Below are 18,862 nucleotides of genomic sequence, written 5' to 3'. Positions count from 1 at the left end.
CGTCACTCGGTCAGTGGGTGACGAGCTCGGCCTCTTCGATGCGTGCCCGGGTCACGCGCTTGCGGAAGACCCAGTACGTCCAGCCCTGGTAGAGGAGCACGAGGGGCAGGAAGATCACGGCCGCCCAGGTCATGATCGTCAGCGTGTAATCCGTCGACGACGCGTTCTCGATCGTGAGGTTCCATGCGGGATCCGTCGACGACGGCATGACGTTCGGGAAGAGCGAGAGCCACAGCGTCAGGACGGCGAACATCACGGTTCCCGCACCTCCCGCGAAGGCCCAACCCTCACGCCCGGTCGCGTTGGCGAGAATGGCCCCGATCAGCATGACCGCGGCGACGGTGGCCGTCACGAACACCAGCGGCAGCAGCGGCGCCTGGGCCCCCATGGCCGACAGCACGGTCCAGGCGAGGAAGACGGCCGCCGCGACGAGGGTCAGCAGTCCCGACTTCGTCGCGAGCCGGCGGGCCTGCTCGCGGACGTCACCGTCGGTCTTGAGAGCGACGAAGTAGACGCCGTGCGTGAAGAACAGCAGGAGCGTCACGACCCCGCCGAGCAGGCCGTAGGGGTTCAGCAGCGTGAACAGGGTGCCGGTGAACTCCTTGTCGGCGTCGATCGGCACGCCCTGAACGATGTTGGCGACCGCGACGCCCCAGAGGAAGGCGGGGAGCGCCGAGCCCACGACGATCATGAGGTCGAAGCGCTTGCGCCAGGTGGCATCATCGCGCTGGTGGCGGTACTCGAACGAGACCCCGCGCAGGATCAGGGCGATGAGGATCAGCAGCAGTGGCAGGTAGAACCCGCTGAAGAGGGTCGCGTACCACTCCGGGAAGGCCGCGAAGAGGCACGCGCCCGCGACGATGACCCAGGTCTCGTTGAGGTCCCAGACCGGACCGATCGTGTTGATGATCTGGCGCCGTGAGACGTTGTCCTTCCCGAGGAAGGGCAGCGACATCCCGACACCGAAGTCGAACCCGTCGAGGACGAAGTAGCCCACGAACAGGACTCCGACGATGAAGAACCAGACGTATGCGAGATCCATGTCGTGCTCCTCAGTAGACGGTGGTCTGCGTGTGGGACGCCGAGGGGTTCTCGGCTTCGGGCGAGCCCGGCTCGGGCAGCGGGTCGGGGCCCTTCTGTGCGGCCTTGCGGATGAGGCCGAACTCGACGACGGCGAGCGAGGCGTAGACCGCGGTGAACGCGATCAGCGAGATCAGGACCGTCCAGCCGGGGACGTTCGGTGAGACGCCGTCCTCGGTCAGCATCAGGCTGAAGACGATCCAGGGCTGGCGGCCCATCTCGGTGAAGACCCAGCCGACGAGGCTGCCGAGGAGGGGGAGGGGCGCGGACCAGATCGCGACCTTCCACATCCAGCGGGCCACGAGACGCTGAGCCTTCTTGCGGGTCAGCCAGAGGCCGGCGACCGAGATGAGGGTGGCGACACCGCCGAGGCCGATCATCCAGCGGAACGACCAGTAGGTGACCCAGACGATCGGGCGGTAATCGACGCCCGCACCGAAGGTCTCGGTGTACTGGGCCTGAAGGTCGTTGAGCCCTTCGACGCACCCGTCGAAGCTGTGGGTCGAGAGGAACGACAGCAGGTACGGCACGCGCAGCGACCAGATCTCCTCGGTGCCATCGGGCGTTCCGATGGAGAAGATCGAGAAGGATGCATCCGCGCCGCAGGCACTGTTGAACATGGCTTCGGCCGCGGCCATCTTCATGGGCTGCGTCGCCACCATCACGAGGCTCAGCTGATCGCCCGAGAGGGCGACGCCGACGAACGAGACGATCATGCCCCACATGCCGAAGCGGAGCGCGGGACGCATCGTCTCGATGTGCTGCGCGCGAGAGAGGTGCCAGGCGGCGACCGCGATGACCACGGCGGCGGCGAACATCCACGCGGCGAAGATCGTGTGCGGGAAGGCGGCCAGCACGATCGGGTTGGTGAGGACCGCCCCGAAGTCGATGAGCTCGGCGCGGCCGCCGTCGGCGGCCATCTGATACCCCACCGGGTTCTGCATGAACGCGTTGGCCGCGAGGATGAAGTAGGCCGACAGGGTCGAGCCCAGCACGACCATCCAGATGGAGAACAGGTGAAGCGCCTTCGGGAGCTTGTCCCAGCCGAAGATCCACAGGCCGATGAAGGTCGCCTCGAAGAAGAAGGCGAGGAGGCCCTCGAAGGCCAGCGGTGCGCCGAAGATGTCGCCGACGAAACGCGAGTAGGCCGACCAGTTCATGCCGAACTGGAACTCCTGCACGATGCCCGTGACGACGCCCATCGCGAAGTTGATGAGGAAGATCTTGCCGAACAGGCGCGTCAGGTGCAGCCACTTCACGTTGCCGGTGCGGTGCCACACCGACTGGAAGATCGCCACGACGAGAGCCATCCCGAGGGTCAGCGGCACGAAGAGGTAGTGGTAAAGCGTCGTCAGACCGAACTGCCAGCGGGCCAGCAGGAGCGGATCGAGGAAGTCCATCGGGAGGTGCCTTTCGGGAGGCGAAGGTTTCGACAGGCTGAAGGTATCGAGTGTGGTTTTCCCCGGTCTCAGGGGCGGCCGGGAATAATGCTACGCGTGGTCTGACCACTTATCAAGGTGCTGTCAGACCACAGCCGACGCGGGCCGATCGGGCGGGATCGACCCGCGGGTGCACCGGAGCCGCTTACGCTCGACCCATGGGGGAGCCGCTCGTCGACAGATTCGCCCGGGTCCACCGCGACCTGCGCATATCGCTGACCGACCGCTGCTCGCTGCGCTGCACGTACTGCATGCCCGAGCAGGGCAACGAGTGGCTCGCTCGGCAGAGCATCCTCACCCTCGACGAGATCGTCGAGATCGCCACCGTCGCGGCTGCGGCGGGCATCACGACCTTCCGGCTCACGGGCGGCGAGCCGCTGCTGCGGACGGACCTCGTCGAGATCGTGCGGCGGCTCGCGGCGATCGAGTCATCCGACGGCCCGATCGAGATCGCCATGACCACCAACGGCATCCGGCTGCCTCAGGTGCTGCCCGACCTCGTCGCCGCCGGGCTGGCTCGCCTGAACATCTCGCTCGACACCCTCGACCGTGAACGGTTCCGCAACCTCACGCGTCGCGACCGTCTCGACGACGTGCTCGACGGCGTGCGCGCCGCGCAGGCATCCGGGCTCCGCCCCCTGAAGATCAATGCGGTGGCCATGCGCGGCGTCAATGACGACGAGCTCGCCGACCTCGTGGCCTTCGCCGTCGAGCACGACGCCCAGATGCGCTTCATCGAGCAGATGCCGCTCGATGCCGGGCACACGTGGGACCGGTCCACCATGGTCACCCGAGAGGAGATCCTCGAGGCGCTGTCCGCGCGCTGGAGTCTCGAGCCCGTCCCCGGGCGTGGCGGTGCGCCCGCCGAGCGATGGCGCCTCGACGGCGGCCCGCACACGGTCGGCGTCATCGCGTCGGTGACGGCGCCGTTCTGCGGTGCGTGCGACCGGATGCGGCTGACGGCCGACGGTCAGCTGCGCAACTGCCTCTTCTCGATCGACGAGTACGACCTGCTCCCGGTTCTCCGCTCGGAGATGACGCCCGAGGGCCGTGCCGACCGGATCGATCAGGTGCTGCGCAACTGCATCGCGGGTAAGAAGGCCGGTCACGCGATCGACGACCCCGCCTTCCTGCAGCCTGCGCGCGGCATGAACGCCATCGGCGGCTAGGCCGAGGTCGAGGCTCAGACGCGGGGTGCGGTCGCCTCGCGGCGGGCCGGTGCGATCAGGCTCGCGCCGCCGGCGATGCCCAGAGCGGCCGCGGCGGCGAACCCGGTCACGGGCCCGACGAGGGGGAGCAGGGCGCCGAGAACCGCCGCTCCGAGCGCCTGGCCGACCATGAAGGTCACGAACAGCAGGGCTGTGCCGGCTGCCGCGTGGGCAGCATCGATCTGCGTCGTCCATCCGATGAGGGCCCCCGACGCCGTGACGTACGCCCACCCGAACACGGCGCACGCTGCGGCGGAGAGCGTGCCCTGGGCCGGGGCAGCGCCGATCGCCAGCGTCGACACGCTGATGAGGCTCGCGCCGATCAGCCAGAGGGCGCGCGGCTGCAGCCCGCGCAGAAGCCGCGACGTGACGATGACGGCGGCGCCGCCGCATCCGAGCAGGATCCAGGACGTCACCGACTGCGCCTCCGATGCTCCCGCCTCGACCAGGACGGTACGGCCGTAGTTCCAGATCGCGGACGCGCCGACCCCGAGGAGGACGGATGCCGCGACCGCGGACCGATGCGCCGCCCACCATTCGCGCGGCGGGAGGATGGCGGGCCGGTTCGCGCGCGTGTCGACCGGTGCGCTTTCGCGCGCGCGGTCGGTGATGAGGACGGCGATCCCCGCCACCGCGGTGGCGACGGCCGCGATCATCCAGCACATGCGCCAATCGGCGGTGAGAATCAGGGGGATTGCTCCGGCAGCCACGAGGCCCGGGCCGGTTCCGGCGTTGACGATCGCCTGCGGCGTGCTCGACTCATGCTCGGCGAAGGTGCGAGCGACCAGGCGCACGAGGGCGGGGGAGGCGAGCCCGGCCCCGGCCGAGGCGATCGCCGCCGCGGGGGCGCAGGTCGCGGCATCCGTCGCCACGGCGATCCCGACGGCGCCGCCGCCTGCGGTGAGGGTCGCTGCGATCACGAGGAGCCGGGGATGGCGCTCGGCGGCGAGGAACCCGATCACCGCGGCGACCGCGTACGAGATCGAGCCCGCCGCCGAGATGAGGCCGGCCGCGCCGGTGTCTATCCCGAGGTCGTCGCTCATATCGGGCAGATGGAGTCCGAAGGCTAGGCGCACGAGGCCGTAGGTCGCCGCGATGAGCGCGACACCCGAAGCGACGAGGGGCCACCGCCAAAACAAAAACGACCGTTTCACTTTACCGAGCATAGAGTGCTGGCATGGGAATGCGGCCGCGCACGGAGGAACGCATCCTCGACGCCGCCGAGGACCTCTTCTTCACGCAGGGCATCGCCGCGACGCCGATCGATGCGGTGATCGCGCGTGCTGGCGTGTCGGCGGCGACGCTCTACCGCGGGTTCCCCAGCAAAGAGGCGGTGCTCGCGGCGGCGCTCGAGCGGCGGCAGCGGGTGTGGCTGGAGACGTGGGATGCCGCTGTGGCGCGCAGCGCCGACGACGTGGAGCGCCTGCTGGCGGTGTTCGACGCGCTGGCGGCGTTCCGCGACGAGCCACGCGGGTCGCGCTGGTGCGCCTTCCTCGGGGCGGCCGCGGAGTATGCCGACCCGCCGCCGGAGGTGGCATCCGCTGTCCGCGCCGACACCGAGGGCATGCGGGCGCGGCTGACGGCGCTCGCGCGTCCCGTCGCCGGCGCCGCCGCGGACGAGCTTGCGGAGCGGCTGCTTCTCGTCGTCAGCGGAGACCTGGCGATGCGGCTGCGCGAGCGCGATCACGACACCGCGCACGCGCGCTCGACGGCGGCGATCCTGATCGCGGCCGCCGGGGTCTGACGCCGGGCTCGGGTGCCGTGCCCAGCCCGATCGGGGTCAGTCGTGGGTGGTCGCTGCGTGCAGCAGCTGGATGATGCACACCGACGGGTCGCACGAGGAGCGCATGCCATCTACAGCGAGCGGTCCGCCCGCCTCGGTGAGCACACCCTGCAGCAGGCTCAAGTGCACGCTGCACAGCACCTCGCGGTGATCCGCCTGCGCCGTCGCGTGGGCGCACGGGGTGAGGTCGACGGTCAGCGCGGCGTCGTCGATGATCGGGTCGAAGCCCTCGTCCTCGAGCTCCTCGACGAGGGCATCGATCTGGTGCAGGGCGCGGGTCTCGAGCACGTCCGGCACGTCGAGGGTCAGGACGCGGCGCATGAGGTCGCCGCGCTGCGCGGCATCCCGCACCTTGCGGCGCTGGATGGCGCTACGGGTCGCGTCGCCGTCAGCGGCGCTGTAGAGCACGCGGGGGCGGCCGCGGGTGGTGCGGTGCTCCTTCTCGGCCACGATGAACCCGTCGGAGATCAGGCGTGCCAGGTGCTCGCGGATGGTGTTGGGGTGCAGGTCGGTGGCCTCTTGGAGCTCGAGGATCGTCCGGCGGGGCTGCTCCTGGATGAGGTGCAGGATCTCCACGCGGGAGTAGCTCGAGATGGCGCTGTATCCGACGGTCGCGGTGCTCATAGGACTCATTAAACACGGAAAACCGGTGTGGTCCTACCACACCGTGAATTTTGTCGTTTTGCTCACGCCGTCGAGCACTTCGGCCGGCGAACCTCGGAGAAAGCCACGAACCTCGGAGCCCGCGTGCGCGGGGCTCCGAGGTTCGCGTGATTCTCCGAGCTACGGATGCCGCTACCGCACGGTCACCACGAGCGGCCTGCTCACCGTCGTGCCCGCCGCGTTGATGAACTCGACGACGTACCGGTACCGCCCGGGGGTCTTGCCCGACACCGCGAGCGTCGCCATCTGGGCTCGTGGGCTGGCGGACGCGAGGTCTCCCGTGGCAACCTCGACGTCGTTCTCGAGGAACCGGTACGAGGTCGCGTTCGTGCCCCACCACATGTCGGCGCGCACGGTGTAGCTGCCGTCGCCGTCGTGGTTGTCGTGAGAGAGCACGGGCGAGCCGGGGGAGGCGTCGGTCACGGTCACCGTCAGCGGTGCCGTCGCCGTCGTCCCGCGCGAGTTCACCAGCTCACCGGTGAACCGGTAGGTGCCGTTCGGCAGCCCCGCGATGTCGACGACCGCCTGCTGTGCGCTCGGGCCGCTCGCGATCTCCAACGGCACCGACCCGACCAGCTCGCCGTCGCGGTAGAGCTTGAACAGCGAACCGTTCTGACCCCACCAGAGGTTCATGGTGACCCGGAACGTCCCGTCCCTCAGGCCCGTGTCCCAGCCGTCGTCCGAGCTCAGCACCGCCTTGCCGGGTACCGAGCGGGCGTCGTCGGCCGGCACCTCGGGCAGGACGAGGCTCACCGTGGCGCGCTCGCTCTCGGCATCGGCGTCGAAAGAGACGACGGAGACGTCGGAGGTGCTGCCCGCGGTCAGCCCGGTCACCTCGCAGGTGGTGACATCCGATGCCACCTCGCACACCGGCTCGGCCGCGTCGCCCACGAAGACACGGAAACCGTCGTACCGGGTACCGGCACCCGCTGGTGCCTGCCACGACACCGTCGCGGTCGTCGTCGACGTCGCCTCGGCCGCGACGCCGGAGGGTGCGCCGGGCGCCGTGACATCGGCGATGGCGATCCAGCTGAGCACGGGGTCCGCGGTCCCGGTGCCGCGCGCGGCCCGGAAGTCGACGACGGTCTCCTCGTCGAGCGTGAACGCGATCGTCGAGGTGCCCTGGGGGGTCGATCCCGACAGGTTCACCCGATCGCCGGAGATCCGCTCGCCGCCGATCTCGACGCTCGGTGCGACCTGGCGCGTCACGCTCCACCATTCCTGGTACCCGCTGGTCAGCTCGTACGAGCCGGCGGGGAGGGTGAAGCCGTAGTCGACCGATCCGCCTGAGCTCGCCCACCACCCGGTGGTGCGGCTCTTGTCGTAGACGCCGGTGCCGCGGGCGCGGAGGCCGACATAGCTCTCGCCCGACCCGATCGGGTTGCGCAGCCCCCACCCGGTCTCGTCGTCGAACACCTGATCGGGGACGTCGCCGATGAGCGCGTCGCCGCGGAGCTCGGCGACAGCATCGAAGGCGGGTGACGCCCCCGGCGCCTCGGGGTCGGCGGCGCCCTGCGTGGATGCCGCGTCGACGAAGGCAACGACGCCGTCCGGCACGACCTCGAGCTGGAGCGTCACCGGTGTCTGACCGGTCTGACCGGCGCGACCTGCGACCGGGACGACCGCGTAGGGCGTCTCGGCGGTCGGCGTCTCCTGCCACTGCACGGGGACCTCCTGCGTCGCACCGCTGCGCGTCGCCAGCTCGACCGTGTCGGGGAGATCGAGCTCCTCGCCTGCCACCACGGCGACGCGGTAGTCGGGCAGTGCTAGGTAGGCGACCTCGACGAGGGCGTCGATCGTCGCGCGCAGCGCCGCGGTCGCGGCATCCACCTGCTCCTGCGTCGCCGTCGGGTCGTCGTGAACGGCCTTGGCCGCGAGGCCCTGGTCGCGCAATGCCTGCCAGGTCTCGGGGGTGTAGGCCTGCCGCGGCGCCGTCGTCGCTTCGGCCAACGCCGCGGCGAGCTCGGTGCGATCGGCCGTCTCGGTGTGGTCGGAGATGCCGATCCAGCTGAGGGCCGGGGCCTCCGTTCCGCCGGTTCCGCTGATCCGCACCGTCACGTCGGTCGCTGCGTCGAGAGTGAATCCACCTCGCAGTACGGTGTTCTGGCCGAGGCTGCCGTTGGCGAAGGTGTGGCTGCCAATCGACACCTGCACGGTCTCGCCGCCCGCGGTGTACTCGACCGTACCCGTCACCACCCGGCTGCGCCCCGAGCCGGGGTTCCACCACTCGGTGTGGCCGGTCGCGATGTCGTATTCGCCCGCCTCCAGGGCGAAGCGGTAGACGAGGGGGGTCGCCGCGTTCGCGCTGTACCAGCCGGTCTCGCGCGTCTTGTCGTACGGCGTCTGATTCAAACGGCCCTTCGCCGACGCCGATCCGACGCGGCCCCATCCGGCGCTCGCCGAGTAGGCGGCGTCGGCGGCGGTGTTGCGCAGAGTGTCGGCCGCGGCATCCCGAACCGCGGGATACGACGGCGCATCGGCGGGGGCGTTGGCATCGACGAAGTAGCGGATGCCGGCGGGCACCACCTCGACGTAGGCGCTGACCGCCAGTGCCGGGTTGTCGCGGAACACACCGTCGACCTTCACGAGATCGTAGGCGGTGCCGAACTGCGCGGGAGTCGTGCTCCACGTCACCGGGGCGTCGATCTCGCCGCCGGCCTCGCTGCGAGCGCGCACGGTGTCGGGCAGCCCCGGGACCGCCGCGGGAGCGGTCGACAGGCGGGGAAGCGCCGTCAGGACCTCGACCGGCCGCAGCTCGGGGTCGGCCGTGCCACCGCTCGATCCGCCGACGAGCAGGTCGACGCTGTCGAGGCTGAAGGTTCCCGAGACGACCTGCACCGTCACGCGGTGCGGGCCATCCTCGAGTCCGCGCACCCATGCCGAGGTCTGACGGTTGCCGATGCCCGAGACGGTGACGGAGCGTGCCGGCTGATCATCGATCATGATCGAGAGGACCGAGGCGCCCGTCGCACCGTTGAGGTTGAAGCCGGTGCCCTCGAGGTCGAAGGCGAACGAGCGACCCGCGGCGACGACGTGCTGCGTGCGGTTGTAGTGGGCATAGCCGGCCTGCGTGAACGACGAGCCCTGCGGGTACGCGATGCGGGCGTCGGCGTCATCGACCTTCACGGCGTGCCACGACAGATCCTCGATGGGGCTGACCGCGAGGTCGTCGAACTGGGTGTTGTAGTAGCCGCTCACGATCGAGACGCGCCCGGCCATCGTCGGGTTCGGCGTGGTGTCGGCGTAGGTGCCGAGCTGCTGACCGTCGAGGCGGACGGTGATGACGTTCTCGCGGGCCTCGACCTCGAGCTCGTGCCACGCATCGGCGTCGAACATGAAGATGGTGCCGGTCGCGACGTTCTGGCCGAGCTTGCGCAGCTCCCACGTTCCGTCGGCGTGCACGCGAGCGGTGTAGGTCGCGAGGTCCGCGCCGGTGCCCTCGGTGGTCGTCTGCCGCACCCCGAGGCCCGCGAAGTTCGCCAGCGATGCGTCACGCACCACACCGTCGAGGCGGAAGTCGATCTTCGCGGTGTAGTTCGTCCAGGTGTGGTCGCCCAGTACCGTCGCCGGCGTCGTGGTGGAGGGGTTCCGCTGCGAGCCGTCGCCCCAGACGTTCCAGGTGTAGCCGCGGTTGTCGGCGTGGATCGCCTGGTGCATCACGTTGCCGGCATCCGTGCCGATGACCTCGAACGCGCCGTTCTGGTCGGCGGTGTAGCGGGGCGACCCGCCCCGGCGGGTGACGTAGTCCATCGGGACGCCGCCGACGTCCTGAACGGCGTAGTCGGCGTACTCGAAGTCGTCGGTGTAGGGGAGCGGCAGGACGTCGTCGGTCACCGTGGCGGCGTACTGGCCGCTTTCGTAGTCGGTCGCGGCGTCATGGATGCCGTGCTGCTGCGTCGCGAGCGTGAGGATCGAGTACGGCTGCACCTGCACCCGGTAGACGTCGTACTCCACCCCGTCCGTCGTCTCGGTGCGCACCGGGACGACCTTTCCGGTGTTCTGGAACCAGTCCGCGTCGAACGCGTCGCCGGCATCCGGTCCCGTGGTCTCCCACACGTACAGCGGGGTGTCCTCGTCGGTGTCGAGGTTCGCGACCTTGACCTCGAAGTTGCGGACGCGCGAGGTGTTGTTGGCGTGCACCTGGCTGAATTCGAGGTTCTCACCGGCGGCCACGTCGGCCTCCGGTGTGCGCAGGGTCAGCGCCGTGCGGGTCGAGGTGTCGACGACGGTTCCGCCGTCGCCCTTCTGCCCGTCACCGCCCGACGCGCCCTCGATGTACTCCCAGCCCTCCTCGATGAACTGCGTGAAGTGCCGCACCAGCGCGATGCCGACACCGCCCTCGTAGTAGCCCGACCACGGGTCGGACGCCCGGATGAGGTGTTTCGGGGAGTACTGCGAGCCCTCGTACAGCGCGCTGACGGCGGGCTGGAAGAGGAACGTCGTCATGTGCCCGGGGTCGGCGCTCGAGCCGCTCCACCGGTAGGCGTTGATGAACCGGTCGGCGATGTCGACGGCGCCGACGGTGCCCCCGATGCCGCCGCGCGCGGGGTCGGCCTGCACGCGGTACTCGGGGTCGATCATCGGCGCGACGCCCTCCGAGTAGAGCACCTCCATCCCGAACTCCTTGTTCAGGCGGGTCAGCGCCGGATCACCGGAGATGTCGTAGTGGTAGCCGATCGCATCGACCTGCTCGAGCGCCTCGGGGCTGGCGAGGATGGCTCGCGAGACCTGACCGACGTTGCGGTAGGAGTCGAGAGCGACGATCTTGATGTTCCCGTAGTCGTAGCGAGCACCCTCCGCCTGCGCGTCGGCCTCGAGGCGCTTCGCGAAGTCGACGGTCCAAGCGAGCTCGGAGCCGATGTAGTTCGCGTGGACCTCGTTCTGCGACGGACTCAGGTAGTCGAACTCGACGCCGTAGGTGTCGTAGGCGGCGTCGATCGTCTCCTTGTACCACTGGTATCGCAGGTCGGGCTCGGCCTTCGTCCACGACGGCTCGCCCCAGCGGAGGGCCTCGACCTCGACGTCCGGGTTGATCGACTTCGCATCGGCGATGAAGTGGAAGCCGGCGCCGCGCAGCACGTTGGCAGGTTCGTCGGCTGATCGCTTCGTGGCGGGCTCGGTTCCCGACGAGGTGTTGTTGTCCGCGCCGAGCTCGACCTTGATGTGCTTCAGACCCGCGCCCTCCACCGGGTCGAACAGCATCCGCAGGATGCGCCAATAGACGTCCGGGTGCTCCTCCTTGTAATCGAGGAGGAGGTTCGAGGTGTTGTTGCACGACACCGAGCCGAAGCCGCCGAATGTGTTGAACGGCGAGCCCGATGCATCGCGCTCGACGTCCTCGCCGTCCACGAGCAGCTCGGCCCATTCTGCGACGTCGTCATAGGTGAGCGTGGGCAGCTCGGAAGCGCCGGAGGTCGCCGTGGCGGCATCCGCTGCGACGGACGAGAGGGGTACGGCGTTCGCCGCGGTTGCGGGGACGACCAGTCCGGTCGTCGTGATGAGAGCGGCGGCGACGGGCGCGAACGCCCGAGCCCATGACATCTTCGTCATCGGTGGATTCCTCGTCGGTGAAGGTCCAGTGGGGATGCTTCGAGGGAACCACCCGGGCGCCATCGAGGCGAGGCATCCGATCGCGTTCGAACACACTCGAACCGAGGCGATCGCTATGGTGGGTGGCGTGGAGGAGCCGATGGGGGCGAGATTCGCGGTGTCGCGCCGCGAGCGCATCCTCGACGAGCTCCGGTACGCGGGCTCGGTCCGTGTCGCCGATCTCGCTCGCCGCTTCGGGGTCGCGGAACTCACGATCCGCCGCGACATCGGTTACCTCGCCGACCGCGGGCTGCTGACGCGGGTGCATGGCGGAGCCACTCTGCGCAGCCGCCTCGACACCTCGGTACCGCTCGGGGTGGGCGGCAGACGTCCGACTCTGTTCCGGGTGGGAATGGTGGTCCCGTCGCTGACCTACTACTGGCCGCAAATCGTGATCGGTGCCCGTGCTGCGGCGACGGATGCGGGCGTGCAGCTCATCCTGCGGGGGGCGAGCTATTCGGTGCACGACCAACGCCGTCAGATCTCGTCGCTGCTCGACATGGGCGATCTTCACGGGCTCATCGTGGCGCCCGAGACGCTCGGAGCCGACGGTGCGGCGTTGCTGCACTGGCTCGACGCGTTGCCGATCCCCGTCGTCCTGGCGGAGCGCAGCGCTCCCTCGCACCTCGCGCTCACCCGGTTGGAGTGGGTGACGACCGACCACGACTTCGGAGGATCGCTGGCCGCCGCCCATCTTTCGGCGCGCGGACACGTCCGCGTGGGCTTCGTGACATCGGCCGGTTCGCCGACATCACCCCCGTTGCGACGCGGCTGGCGGCGTGCCATCGAGAACGACGGGCTCGTCCCGACGATCGACCGCGATCTCTCCCTCGACGAGCTCGACGCCGCAACGCGCGAGAGCGTCGTGGCGGACCTGCTCGCCGAGTGCCGCCGGAGCAGGACGACCGCGCTGCTCGTCCACTCCGACCCTCAGGCGGTCCTCGTGCAGCAGCAGGCGCGCGACCTCGGGTGGTCCATGCCCGACGACCTCGCGATCATCGCCTACGACGACGAGGTCGCTGCGAGCGCCGAGCCCGCCATCACGGCTCTGCGGCCGCCGAAGCAGCACATCGGCAGGCTCGCGGTCGAGGCGGTGACGGCGCGATTGGCCGGCGGGGCCGCGCGACCCGTTCAGCGCACCCACGTGCTGCCCTCGCTGCATGCCCGCGACTCCACTGCGGTCGACCTGCGGCGATGAGCGCGCGTCGACGCGAACGTCGGAGCATATGACGAACCTCGGAGCCCGCGTGCGCGGGGCTCCGAGGTTCGCGTGATTCTCCGAGCTACGGATGCCGCGGGTCAGGCCTCCGGGCTCCACGTCGAGACGCGGGTGAGCTCGGCGATCTCGTCGGCCGTGAGCTCGACGCGTCCGCCGTCGAGCAGGCCCTGCACCTGCTCGAGGCGCGAGGCGCTCGCGATCGGCGCGACGACGGTCGGCTGCGAGCGCAGCCACGCGAGAGCGGCCGAGGCGATCGACACGTCGTGTGCGGCGCCGATGCGCTCGAGCGTCTCGATGATCTGCAGGCCCTGCGGCGTCGCATACACGGCGGCGCCCTCGGCGCGCGGGGTGTCGTGCCCCGAGGCGTCTGTCGACCGGTACTTGCCGGTCAGGAAGCCCTTCGCCAGAGCGAAGTAGGGGACGAGGCTGAGGTTCTCGCGCTCGGCGATCGGCACGATCGTGTCTTCGACCTCGTTGCGGTGCACGAGGTTGTAGTGGGGCTGGATGGCCACGGGGCGGGCGACGCCGGTCTCGTCGGCGATGCGCAGCCACTCCTCGATGCGCTCGGCGGTGTAGTTCGACACGGCGATGTGGCGGACGAGGCCGTCGGCGACGAGCTGGCCGAACGCGCCGACCGTCTCTTCGAGAGGGGTCTCCTCGTCGTCGAAGTGGGCGTAGTAGAGGTCGATCGCGTCGACGCCCAGGCGCTTCAGCGATGCCTCCGCGGCAGCGCGGACGTTCGAGGCGGACAGGCCGCGGAAGTCGGGATGCTGGCTGACCTTGGTCGCCACGACGACCTCGGGGCGGCTGCGCGCGGCGAGCCATTCGCCGATGATCGTCTCGCTCTCGCCGCCGCTGTGGCCGGGCGCCCAGGCGCTGTAGGAATCGGCGGTGTCGACGAAGTTGCCGCCTCCCTCGACGAAAGCGTCGAGGATCGCGAACGACGCGTCGCGGTCGGCGGTCCAGCCGAAGACATTGCCGCCGAGGGCGAGGGGGAAGACGGAGAGGTCGCTGTTTCCGATCGTGCTCATGTTGGGTTCAAGGTGTGGGGGCGAGTTCGTATTCCGGTCCAACGACGACGCGCCAACTCCTCAGAATCCGACCCGCCATGCGGTGCCGAGCCCCCGCCAGGGGAGGGGGCCGCCGAATCTGAGGAGTTGGCGCGGTGCGCGTGCGCGGCGGTGTCAGCGCGTGCGGGTCGAGCCGCGGCGCGTGACGGCGACGTAGATGCCGAGCACGATGATGGCGCCGATGATCGAGCCGATGATGCCGGAGGGCTGCAGGAAGCCGCCCTCGGGGCTGTGGTTGAAGATGAGGAATCCGAGGAATCCGCCGACGAACGAGCCGACGATGCCGAGCACGATGGTCATCAGGATGCCGATGTTCTGCTTGCCGGGGATGACGGCGCGTGCGATGAAGCCGGCGATCAGTCCGACGAGGATGAGGCCGAGGATCGTCCAGAGCATGGTGCTTCTTCTTTCTTCGCTGGAACAGGTGCCGGTGGGCACCCGGGGGCGGACGACAGGTTATGGCCGCGCCCGCGGGATCACGTTCGCTCTTTCGCCCACTCCCGCCGTGGTTGTACCCTTGCGGGCCCGTGCGAGCGGCGAGCACGCACCGTCGCGGCGAGAACGCACCCGCGACGGTGCGCTCTCGGCGCCATGGGTGCGTACTCGGCCGAGCTACGTCAGGCAAGCGCCTCACGCAGCACGGCGAGCCAAGCGGGGAATGCGTCGAGATGTGCGTCGTGGGTGCCGTCGGGGAGAGGCAGGATGCGGGTGCCGGGGCGTCGGCGGACAAGCTCGGCCTGTTGCTCGGGGGAGAACATGCCGCGGTGGGCGAAGACGGCGGTCGTCGGCACCGTGAGGCTCTCCCACTCGGGCCATCGCGGCTCGTGCACCGCGGTGATCACGGCCTGCATGACGTCCGCGTCGAAGCGCGGCCGCAATCCCGACGGCGTCTTCTCGAGGTCGGCGACCCAGGCGTCGACGAGCGGCGAGTCGCCCAGGAAGGCCCGCGCGGCGGCAGCGTCGGCGAACGGGGTCGGCCACGAGGCGAAGAAGGCGCCGAGGTCGGCGGCATCCTGAGGATCGGCGCTTCCCGCCGGGTATCCCTCCAGCATGACGAGCCGGCTCACCAGGTCGGAATGGCGGCTCGCGGTGAGGAACGCGGTGTGCGCGCCCATCGACTGTCCGACCAGCGCCACCCGCTCGTCCGGCGCGAACCGCTCGATCACGGCGACGGCATCCGCAACGAAGGCGTCGCGGGAGAGATCGTCGGGTCGCCGCGTGCTGCAGCCATGACCGCGTTGGTCGAGCAGCAGCACGCGATGCCGGTCGGTGAGCGCGTCCGCCGTGGGCATGAGCTCGCGCGAGCTGCCCGCCAACCCGTGCAGCAGCAGGACCGCGGAACCCGACCCTCCCGCCTCGGTCACCGTGAGCGAGACGCCGTCACGGTCGATGATGGTGCGGCGGTGCTGCGTCATCCGTCCATTCTCGCCGCCATGGTGCGTACTCGGCCGGAGCTAAGACCAGCGCAGGGGAGTGACCTCGCCCGTCTCCCAGTCGCGGCGGAGGATGCTGTAAGCCACCGATCCCAGCGGTTCGGCCCCCTCGACGGGCCATCCCTCGCGGTAGTAGGCCTCCTGGACCCAGCCGCACGCATCGAAGACGCGGCGCATCGCGCGATTGTCCTCGCGGGTCTGCCCCTCGAAGCGGTCGACGTCGGGCATCGTCGTGAACACGTGGTCTGCCGCCGTCGCCAGCACGTCTTTCGCGAGGCCGCGGCCCCGCCACGCCGACGCCAGCCGGAGATCGAACAGCGGTGCGCCGTCGCTGATCTCCTCGAGGCGGAAGAACCCGATGCGGCCGTGCTCGACATGGTCGATCCAGAACGAGTCGTTGTCGTCGTCGCGGAACCGTCCCGCGGCGATGCCGTCCTCGACCTGCTCGCGCGTCGGCCGGGTCCCGACGTGGAACGGGAACACCTCGCCGGTCATGAACGCGATCAGTTCCTCGCGGTCGGCTCCCGTCGGGTCGATACGGACGAGCTCGATGATCATGGCGGCGCCTTCGCTTCGGGGGCGGGCGGTGCCGCGGTCGCGGCAGCCGTGCGCCGGTCAGCGGCGCTCGCGCTCAACGCTAACGGCTGGCTGGGTTGTGTCAGGTCAGGGGATGAAGGCGCTCGCTTCGCGGGCGAGGTGTTCGCCGATGAGTACCACGGCGATCGCAACCACCGCCACCGCGAGAACCCCGGCGATCTGCACGCCCCGCCGTTTCGGGGTCAGGAACGCCGCAACCAGCGCGACGACGAGGCACAGCGCCGCGAAGAGACGAAGGCCAGCGGACACCGCGATAGCGAGATACGCCTCGTCATCTCGCACCGCGATCAGGCCGGACGCGACGTCGAGTCCCGCGAGTACGACCGCGCCCGACGCGATCGCGAGCGGTGCAGATGGATGGACGTCGAGCCTCGTCACGCCGCCGAGCCTAGGCGGTCAGACGGTGGCGGGTGCCGACTTCCAGCCGAGCGCGGGAGCGACGTGCTTCGCGAACGACTCGACGATGCGCAGGTTGAACTCGACGCCCAGCTGCGACGGGACCGTCAGCATGAGGGTGTCGGCGCTCATGACCGCGGCATCCTGCAGCAGCTGCTCGACGAGGACGTCGGGCGCCGCGGCGTACGTCTTGCCGAAGGTCGAGCGCATGCCGTCGATGTAACCGATGCCGTCCTGGTCGTTGCTGCCGCCGAAGTACAGCTCGTCCTCGGCGGTCGTGATCGGGAAGACCGAGCGGCTGACCGAGGTGCGGGGCTCACCGGGATGCCCGGCTTCGCGCCACGCGGCGCGGAACGCATCGAGCTGTCGGGCCTGCAGGATGTCGAACGGCGTACCGTCCGCCTCGGTGAGGAGCGTCGACGACATCAGGTGCACACCCTTGCGTCCGGCCCACTCAGCGGTCTCGGTCGTGCCGGCGCCCCACCAGATGCGGGAGCGGAGTCCGGAGGAGTGGGGCTCGATCCGCTGCATCCCGTTCCCGCCGCCGAAGGGACTGTTCGGGTCGCGCTCGGCGAGTCCTTCGCCCTCGATGGCGCGGAGGAAGGTGTCGAAGTGCTCGCGTGCGATGTCGGCGCCGCGGGGATCCTGCGAGCCGGTGTACCCGAACGCCTCGTACCCGCGGACGACGGTCTCGGGTGACCCGCGGCTCACGCCGAGCGCGAGTCGCCCGTCGGAGATCAGGTCGACGGCCGCGGCCTCCTCGGCGAGGTAGAGCGGGTTCTCGTACCGCATGTCGATGACGCCGGTGCCGATCTCGATGTTCTTCGTCGTCGCGGCGATCGCGGCCAGCAGCGGCATCGGCGACGCCTGCTGCCGTGCGAAGTGGTGCACGCGGAAGTAGGCGCCCACGGCGCCGAGGTCGTCCATTCCCTGCGCGAGGTCGATGGCCTGACGCAGCGAATCACCGGCGGTGAGCTCGCGACCGCCGCCCAGGGGACCGTAGTGACCGAACGAGAGAGTGCCGAAACGCTGCATGTCAACCCGCAACGCCCGTGGCCCCGTTCGCATTCCCCCGTGCATAGGCTGGGCGAAACCGACCCCGGGAGGTGTCATGGTCCAGGTCCGCGTTCTCGGGGTCGCGCTCGATCCCGCTCAGCAGCACGTCATCCTGCTCAAGCCCGTCGACGCGCTGTCGGATCGGGTGCTGCCGGTCTGGATCGGTTCGCAGGAGGCGACGTCGATCCTCGTCGCGGTCGAAGGGGTCTCGCCCCCGCGTCCCCTCGCGCACGACCTCATGATTCGCCTGCTCGACGCGACCGACGCGACCGTCGACCGTGTCGAGGTCACCCGCATCGACGACGGCACCTTCTACGCCGAGGTGACGGTCACGGCCCTCACCGGATCGCGGGTGGTCGATGCCCGCCCCTCAGACGCGATCGCGCTCGCCTCGCGTGCCGGGGCGCCGATCTTCGTCGCCGACGACGTGCTCGCCGAGGCGGGCATCCCCGACACCGTGAGCGAAGCGCCGGAGGGGGCCGAGACTCCCGAGGCGGCCGAGCAGCGCGTCGCGGAGTTCCGCGAGTTCCTCGACGACATCGATCCCGACGATTTCCGCGGCTGACGCGCCGGCCCGAAGAGCCGGCGCAGCCGCATCCGATCCACACCCCCCGACGAAAGGAACACCCATGTCCCGCATCCTGATCATCGGAGGCCACGGCAAGGTCGCGCTCCGCCTGGAGCCGATCCTCGCCGAGCGCGGTGACACCGTCACCGCCGTCATCCGCAACCGCGATCACGAGGCCGACGTCGCCGCGACCGGTGCCACGCCACTCGTCGCCGACGTCGAGTCCTTCGACGTCGACCAGCTGACGAACCTGCTCAGCGGCAACGACGCGGTCGTCTGGGCTGCCGGAGCCGGAGGAGGGGATGCCGCCCGAACCTGGGCCGTCGACCGCGACGCGGCCATCCGCTCGATCGACGCCGCCGCGGCAGCCGGCGTGCGCCGCTACGTCATGGTGTCCTACTTCGGTGCGGGACCGGATCACGGCGTGCCCGAGGACGACTCCTTCTACGCCTACGCCGAGGCGAAGGCGGAGGCCGACGCGCACCTGCGCGAGAGCGGGCTGGACTGGACGATCGTCGCGCCGAGCGGCCTGACGCTCGACGAGCCGACCGGCAAGATCACGGTGGGCGGCTCGGGCGAGGAGTCCGTTCCCCGCGGCGATGTCGCGGCGGTCATCGCAGCCGTCCTCGCCGAGCCCTCGACGGCCGGACGCATGATCGAGTTCACGGGCGGCGACACCCCGATCGAGGCGGCCCTCACAGCCGACTGACCGTTTTTGTTAGGGTTGCCTTGCCTCATCGCGCTCGCCGCGAGATCGACCC

16 protein-coding genes are annotated in these 18,862 nt (G+C 69.9%); 5 read left to right on the top strand and 11 right to left on the bottom strand.

Going from position 1 to position 18,862, the window contains the following annotated elements; genetic code table 11:
* Positions 1-10: 10 nt before the first annotated feature.
* Entirely contained in the window at positions 11-1,042 is a 1,032-nt protein-coding gene (gene cydB / locus ACLBWJ_RS04985) for a cytochrome d ubiquinol oxidase subunit II (RefSeq protein ID WP_112613557.1), read from the bottom strand.
* Positions 1,043-1,052: 10 nt separating this feature from the next.
* Positions 1,053-2,480, bottom strand: a complete 1,428-nt coding sequence (locus tag ACLBWJ_RS04980; RefSeq protein WP_447659834.1) for a cytochrome ubiquinol oxidase subunit I — start codon at positions 2,478-2,480, stop codon at positions 1,053-1,055.
* 197 nt (positions 2,481-2,677) lie between these two features.
* On the opposite strand from ACLBWJ_RS04980, the gene moaA reads away from it, so the two are divergent.
* Positions 2,678-3,688, top strand: a complete 1,011-nt coding sequence (gene moaA / locus ACLBWJ_RS04975; protein ID WP_112613561.1) for a GTP 3',8-cyclase MoaA — start codon at positions 2,678-2,680, stop codon at positions 3,686-3,688.
* 14 nt (positions 3,689-3,702) lie between these two features.
* Here moaA and ACLBWJ_RS04970 read toward each other — a convergent pair whose 3' ends face one another.
* On the bottom strand, positions 3,703-4,881 hold the full coding sequence (locus ACLBWJ_RS04970; protein WP_274177468.1) for an MFS transporter: 1,179 nt from the start codon (positions 4,879-4,881) through the stop codon (positions 3,703-3,705).
* Positions 4,882-4,904: 23 nt separating this feature from the next.
* Between ACLBWJ_RS04970 and ACLBWJ_RS04965 the strand changes: the two genes are divergently transcribed.
* Positions 4,905-5,471, top strand: coding sequence for a TetR/AcrR family transcriptional regulator (locus ACLBWJ_RS04965; protein WP_274177469.1), 567 nt, complete (start codon positions 4,905-4,907; stop codon positions 5,469-5,471).
* Between the two features lie 36 nt (positions 5,472-5,507).
* Here the strand turns inward: ACLBWJ_RS04965 and ACLBWJ_RS04960 are convergent, their stop codons facing one another.
* Entirely contained in the window at positions 5,508-6,134 is a 627-nt protein-coding gene (locus ACLBWJ_RS04960; RefSeq protein ID WP_112613567.1) for a helix-turn-helix transcriptional regulator, read from the bottom strand.
* 171 nt (positions 6,135-6,305) lie between these two features.
* Positions 6,306-11,723 carry an Ig-like domain-containing protein gene (locus tag ACLBWJ_RS04955; RefSeq protein ID WP_447659833.1) on the bottom strand — a complete coding sequence of 1,806 codons (5,418 nt, stop codon included), beginning with the start codon at positions 11,721-11,723 and terminating at the stop codon, positions 6,306-6,308.
* Positions 11,724-11,838: 115 nt separating this feature from the next.
* Between ACLBWJ_RS04955 and ACLBWJ_RS04950 the strand changes: the two genes are divergently transcribed.
* Positions 11,839-12,960 (top strand): substrate-binding domain-containing protein, encoded by a 1,122-nt coding sequence (locus ACLBWJ_RS04950; RefSeq protein ID WP_274177471.1) that lies wholly within the window; start codon positions 11,839-11,841, stop codon positions 12,958-12,960.
* 101 nt (positions 12,961-13,061) lie between these two features.
* Here ACLBWJ_RS04950 and ACLBWJ_RS04945 read toward each other — a convergent pair whose 3' ends face one another.
* From ACLBWJ_RS04945 to ACLBWJ_RS04920, 6 genes are all read right to left on the bottom strand, one after another.
* Complete coding sequence (locus ACLBWJ_RS04945; protein WP_282502214.1) at positions 13,062-14,012, bottom strand: aldo/keto reductase; 951 nt, start codon at positions 14,010-14,012, stop codon at positions 13,062-13,064.
* Between the two features lie 153 nt (positions 14,013-14,165).
* On the bottom strand, positions 14,166-14,447 hold the full coding sequence (locus ACLBWJ_RS04940) for a GlsB/YeaQ/YmgE family stress response membrane protein (RefSeq protein WP_094262115.1): 282 nt from the start codon (positions 14,445-14,447) through the stop codon (positions 14,166-14,168).
* A 221-nt stretch (positions 14,448-14,668) separates the two neighbouring features.
* Positions 14,669-15,466, bottom strand: a complete 798-nt coding sequence (locus ACLBWJ_RS04935) for an alpha/beta fold hydrolase (RefSeq protein ID WP_447659832.1) — start codon at positions 15,464-15,466, stop codon at positions 14,669-14,671.
* Between the two features lie 39 nt (positions 15,467-15,505).
* Entirely contained in the window at positions 15,506-16,042 is a 537-nt protein-coding gene (locus ACLBWJ_RS04930; RefSeq protein ID WP_274177474.1) for a GNAT family N-acetyltransferase, read from the bottom strand.
* A gap of 105 nt (positions 16,043-16,147) precedes the next feature.
* Positions 16,148-16,459: a hypothetical protein gene (locus ACLBWJ_RS04925; RefSeq protein WP_447659831.1), complete on the bottom strand. Its 312-nt coding sequence runs from the start codon at positions 16,457-16,459 to the stop codon at positions 16,148-16,150.
* An 18-nt stretch (positions 16,460-16,477) separates the two neighbouring features.
* Positions 16,478-17,512 carry an LLM class flavin-dependent oxidoreductase gene (locus tag ACLBWJ_RS04920; RefSeq protein ID WP_447659830.1) on the bottom strand — a complete coding sequence of 345 codons (1,035 nt, stop codon included), beginning with the start codon at positions 17,510-17,512 and terminating at the stop codon, positions 16,478-16,480.
* Between the two features lie 76 nt (positions 17,513-17,588).
* Here ACLBWJ_RS04920 and ACLBWJ_RS04915 point away from each other — a divergent pair, with 76 nt between their 5' ends.
* Together ACLBWJ_RS04915 and ACLBWJ_RS04910 are read left to right on the top strand one after the other, a co-directional pair.
* The gene (locus tag ACLBWJ_RS04915; protein WP_023951957.1) at positions 17,589-18,098 is read left to right on the top strand and encodes a bifunctional nuclease family protein; all 510 of its coding nucleotides are present in this window, start codon (positions 17,589-17,591) and stop codon (positions 18,096-18,098) included.
* A 64-nt stretch (positions 18,099-18,162) separates the two neighbouring features.
* Complete coding sequence (locus tag ACLBWJ_RS04910; protein ID WP_274177477.1) at positions 18,163-18,810, top strand: NAD(P)H-binding protein; 648 nt, start codon at positions 18,163-18,165, stop codon at positions 18,808-18,810.
* Positions 18,811-18,862 lie beyond the last annotated feature (52 nt).

The organism is Microbacterium sp. M4A5_1d (assembly GCF_053345465.1).
The sequence above is the reverse complement of the archived record's forward strand: the minus strand, read 5'-3'. Positions and strand labels throughout refer to the sequence as shown.

Bases quoted from the DNA above. Each gene is read 5' to 3' on its own strand.
- ACLBWJ_RS04920 (WP_447659830.1), bottom strand. From the start codon at position 17,512: ATGCAGCGTTTCGGCACTCTCTCGTTCGGTCACTACGGTCCCCTGGGC.
- moaA (WP_112613561.1), top strand. From the start codon at position 2,678: ATGGGGGAGCCGCTCGTCGACAGATTCGCCCGGGTCCACCGCGACCTG.
- ACLBWJ_RS04950 (WP_274177471.1), top strand. From the start codon at position 11,839: ATGGTGGGTGGCGTGGAGGAGCCGATGGGGGCGAGATTCGCGGTGTCG.
- ACLBWJ_RS04935 (WP_447659832.1), bottom strand. From the start codon at position 15,466: ATGACGCAGCACCGCCGCACCATCATCGACCGTGACGGCGTCTCGCTC.
- ACLBWJ_RS04980 (WP_447659834.1), bottom strand. From the start codon at position 2,480: ATGGACTTCCTCGATCCGCTCCTGCTGGCCCGCTGGCAGTTCGGTCTG.
- ACLBWJ_RS04910 (WP_274177477.1), top strand. From the start codon at position 18,163: ATGTCCCGCATCCTGATCATCGGAGGCCACGGCAAGGTCGCGCTCCGC.
- ACLBWJ_RS04965 (WP_274177469.1), top strand. From the start codon at position 4,905: ATGGGAATGCGGCCGCGCACGGAGGAACGCATCCTCGACGCCGCCGAG.
- ACLBWJ_RS04960 (WP_112613567.1), bottom strand. From the start codon at position 6,134: ATGAGCACCGCGACCGTCGGATACAGCGCCATCTCGAGCTACTCCCGC.
- ACLBWJ_RS04915 (WP_023951957.1), top strand. From the start codon at position 17,589: ATGGTCCAGGTCCGCGTTCTCGGGGTCGCGCTCGATCCCGCTCAGCAG.
- ACLBWJ_RS04940 (WP_094262115.1), bottom strand. From the start codon at position 14,447: ATGCTCTGGACGATCCTCGGCCTCATCCTCGTCGGACTGATCGCCGGC.
- ACLBWJ_RS04955 (WP_447659833.1), bottom strand. From the start codon at position 11,723: ATGACGAAGATGTCATGGGCTCGGGCGTTCGCGCCCGTCGCCGCCGCT.
- cydB (WP_112613557.1), bottom strand. From the start codon at position 1,042: ATGGATCTCGCATACGTCTGGTTCTTCATCGTCGGAGTCCTGTTCGTG.
- ACLBWJ_RS04930 (WP_274177474.1), bottom strand. From the start codon at position 16,042: ATGATCATCGAGCTCGTCCGTATCGACCCGACGGGAGCCGACCGCGAG.
- ACLBWJ_RS04945 (WP_282502214.1), bottom strand. From the start codon at position 14,012: ATGAGCACGATCGGAAACAGCGACCTCTCCGTCTTCCCCCTCGCCCTC.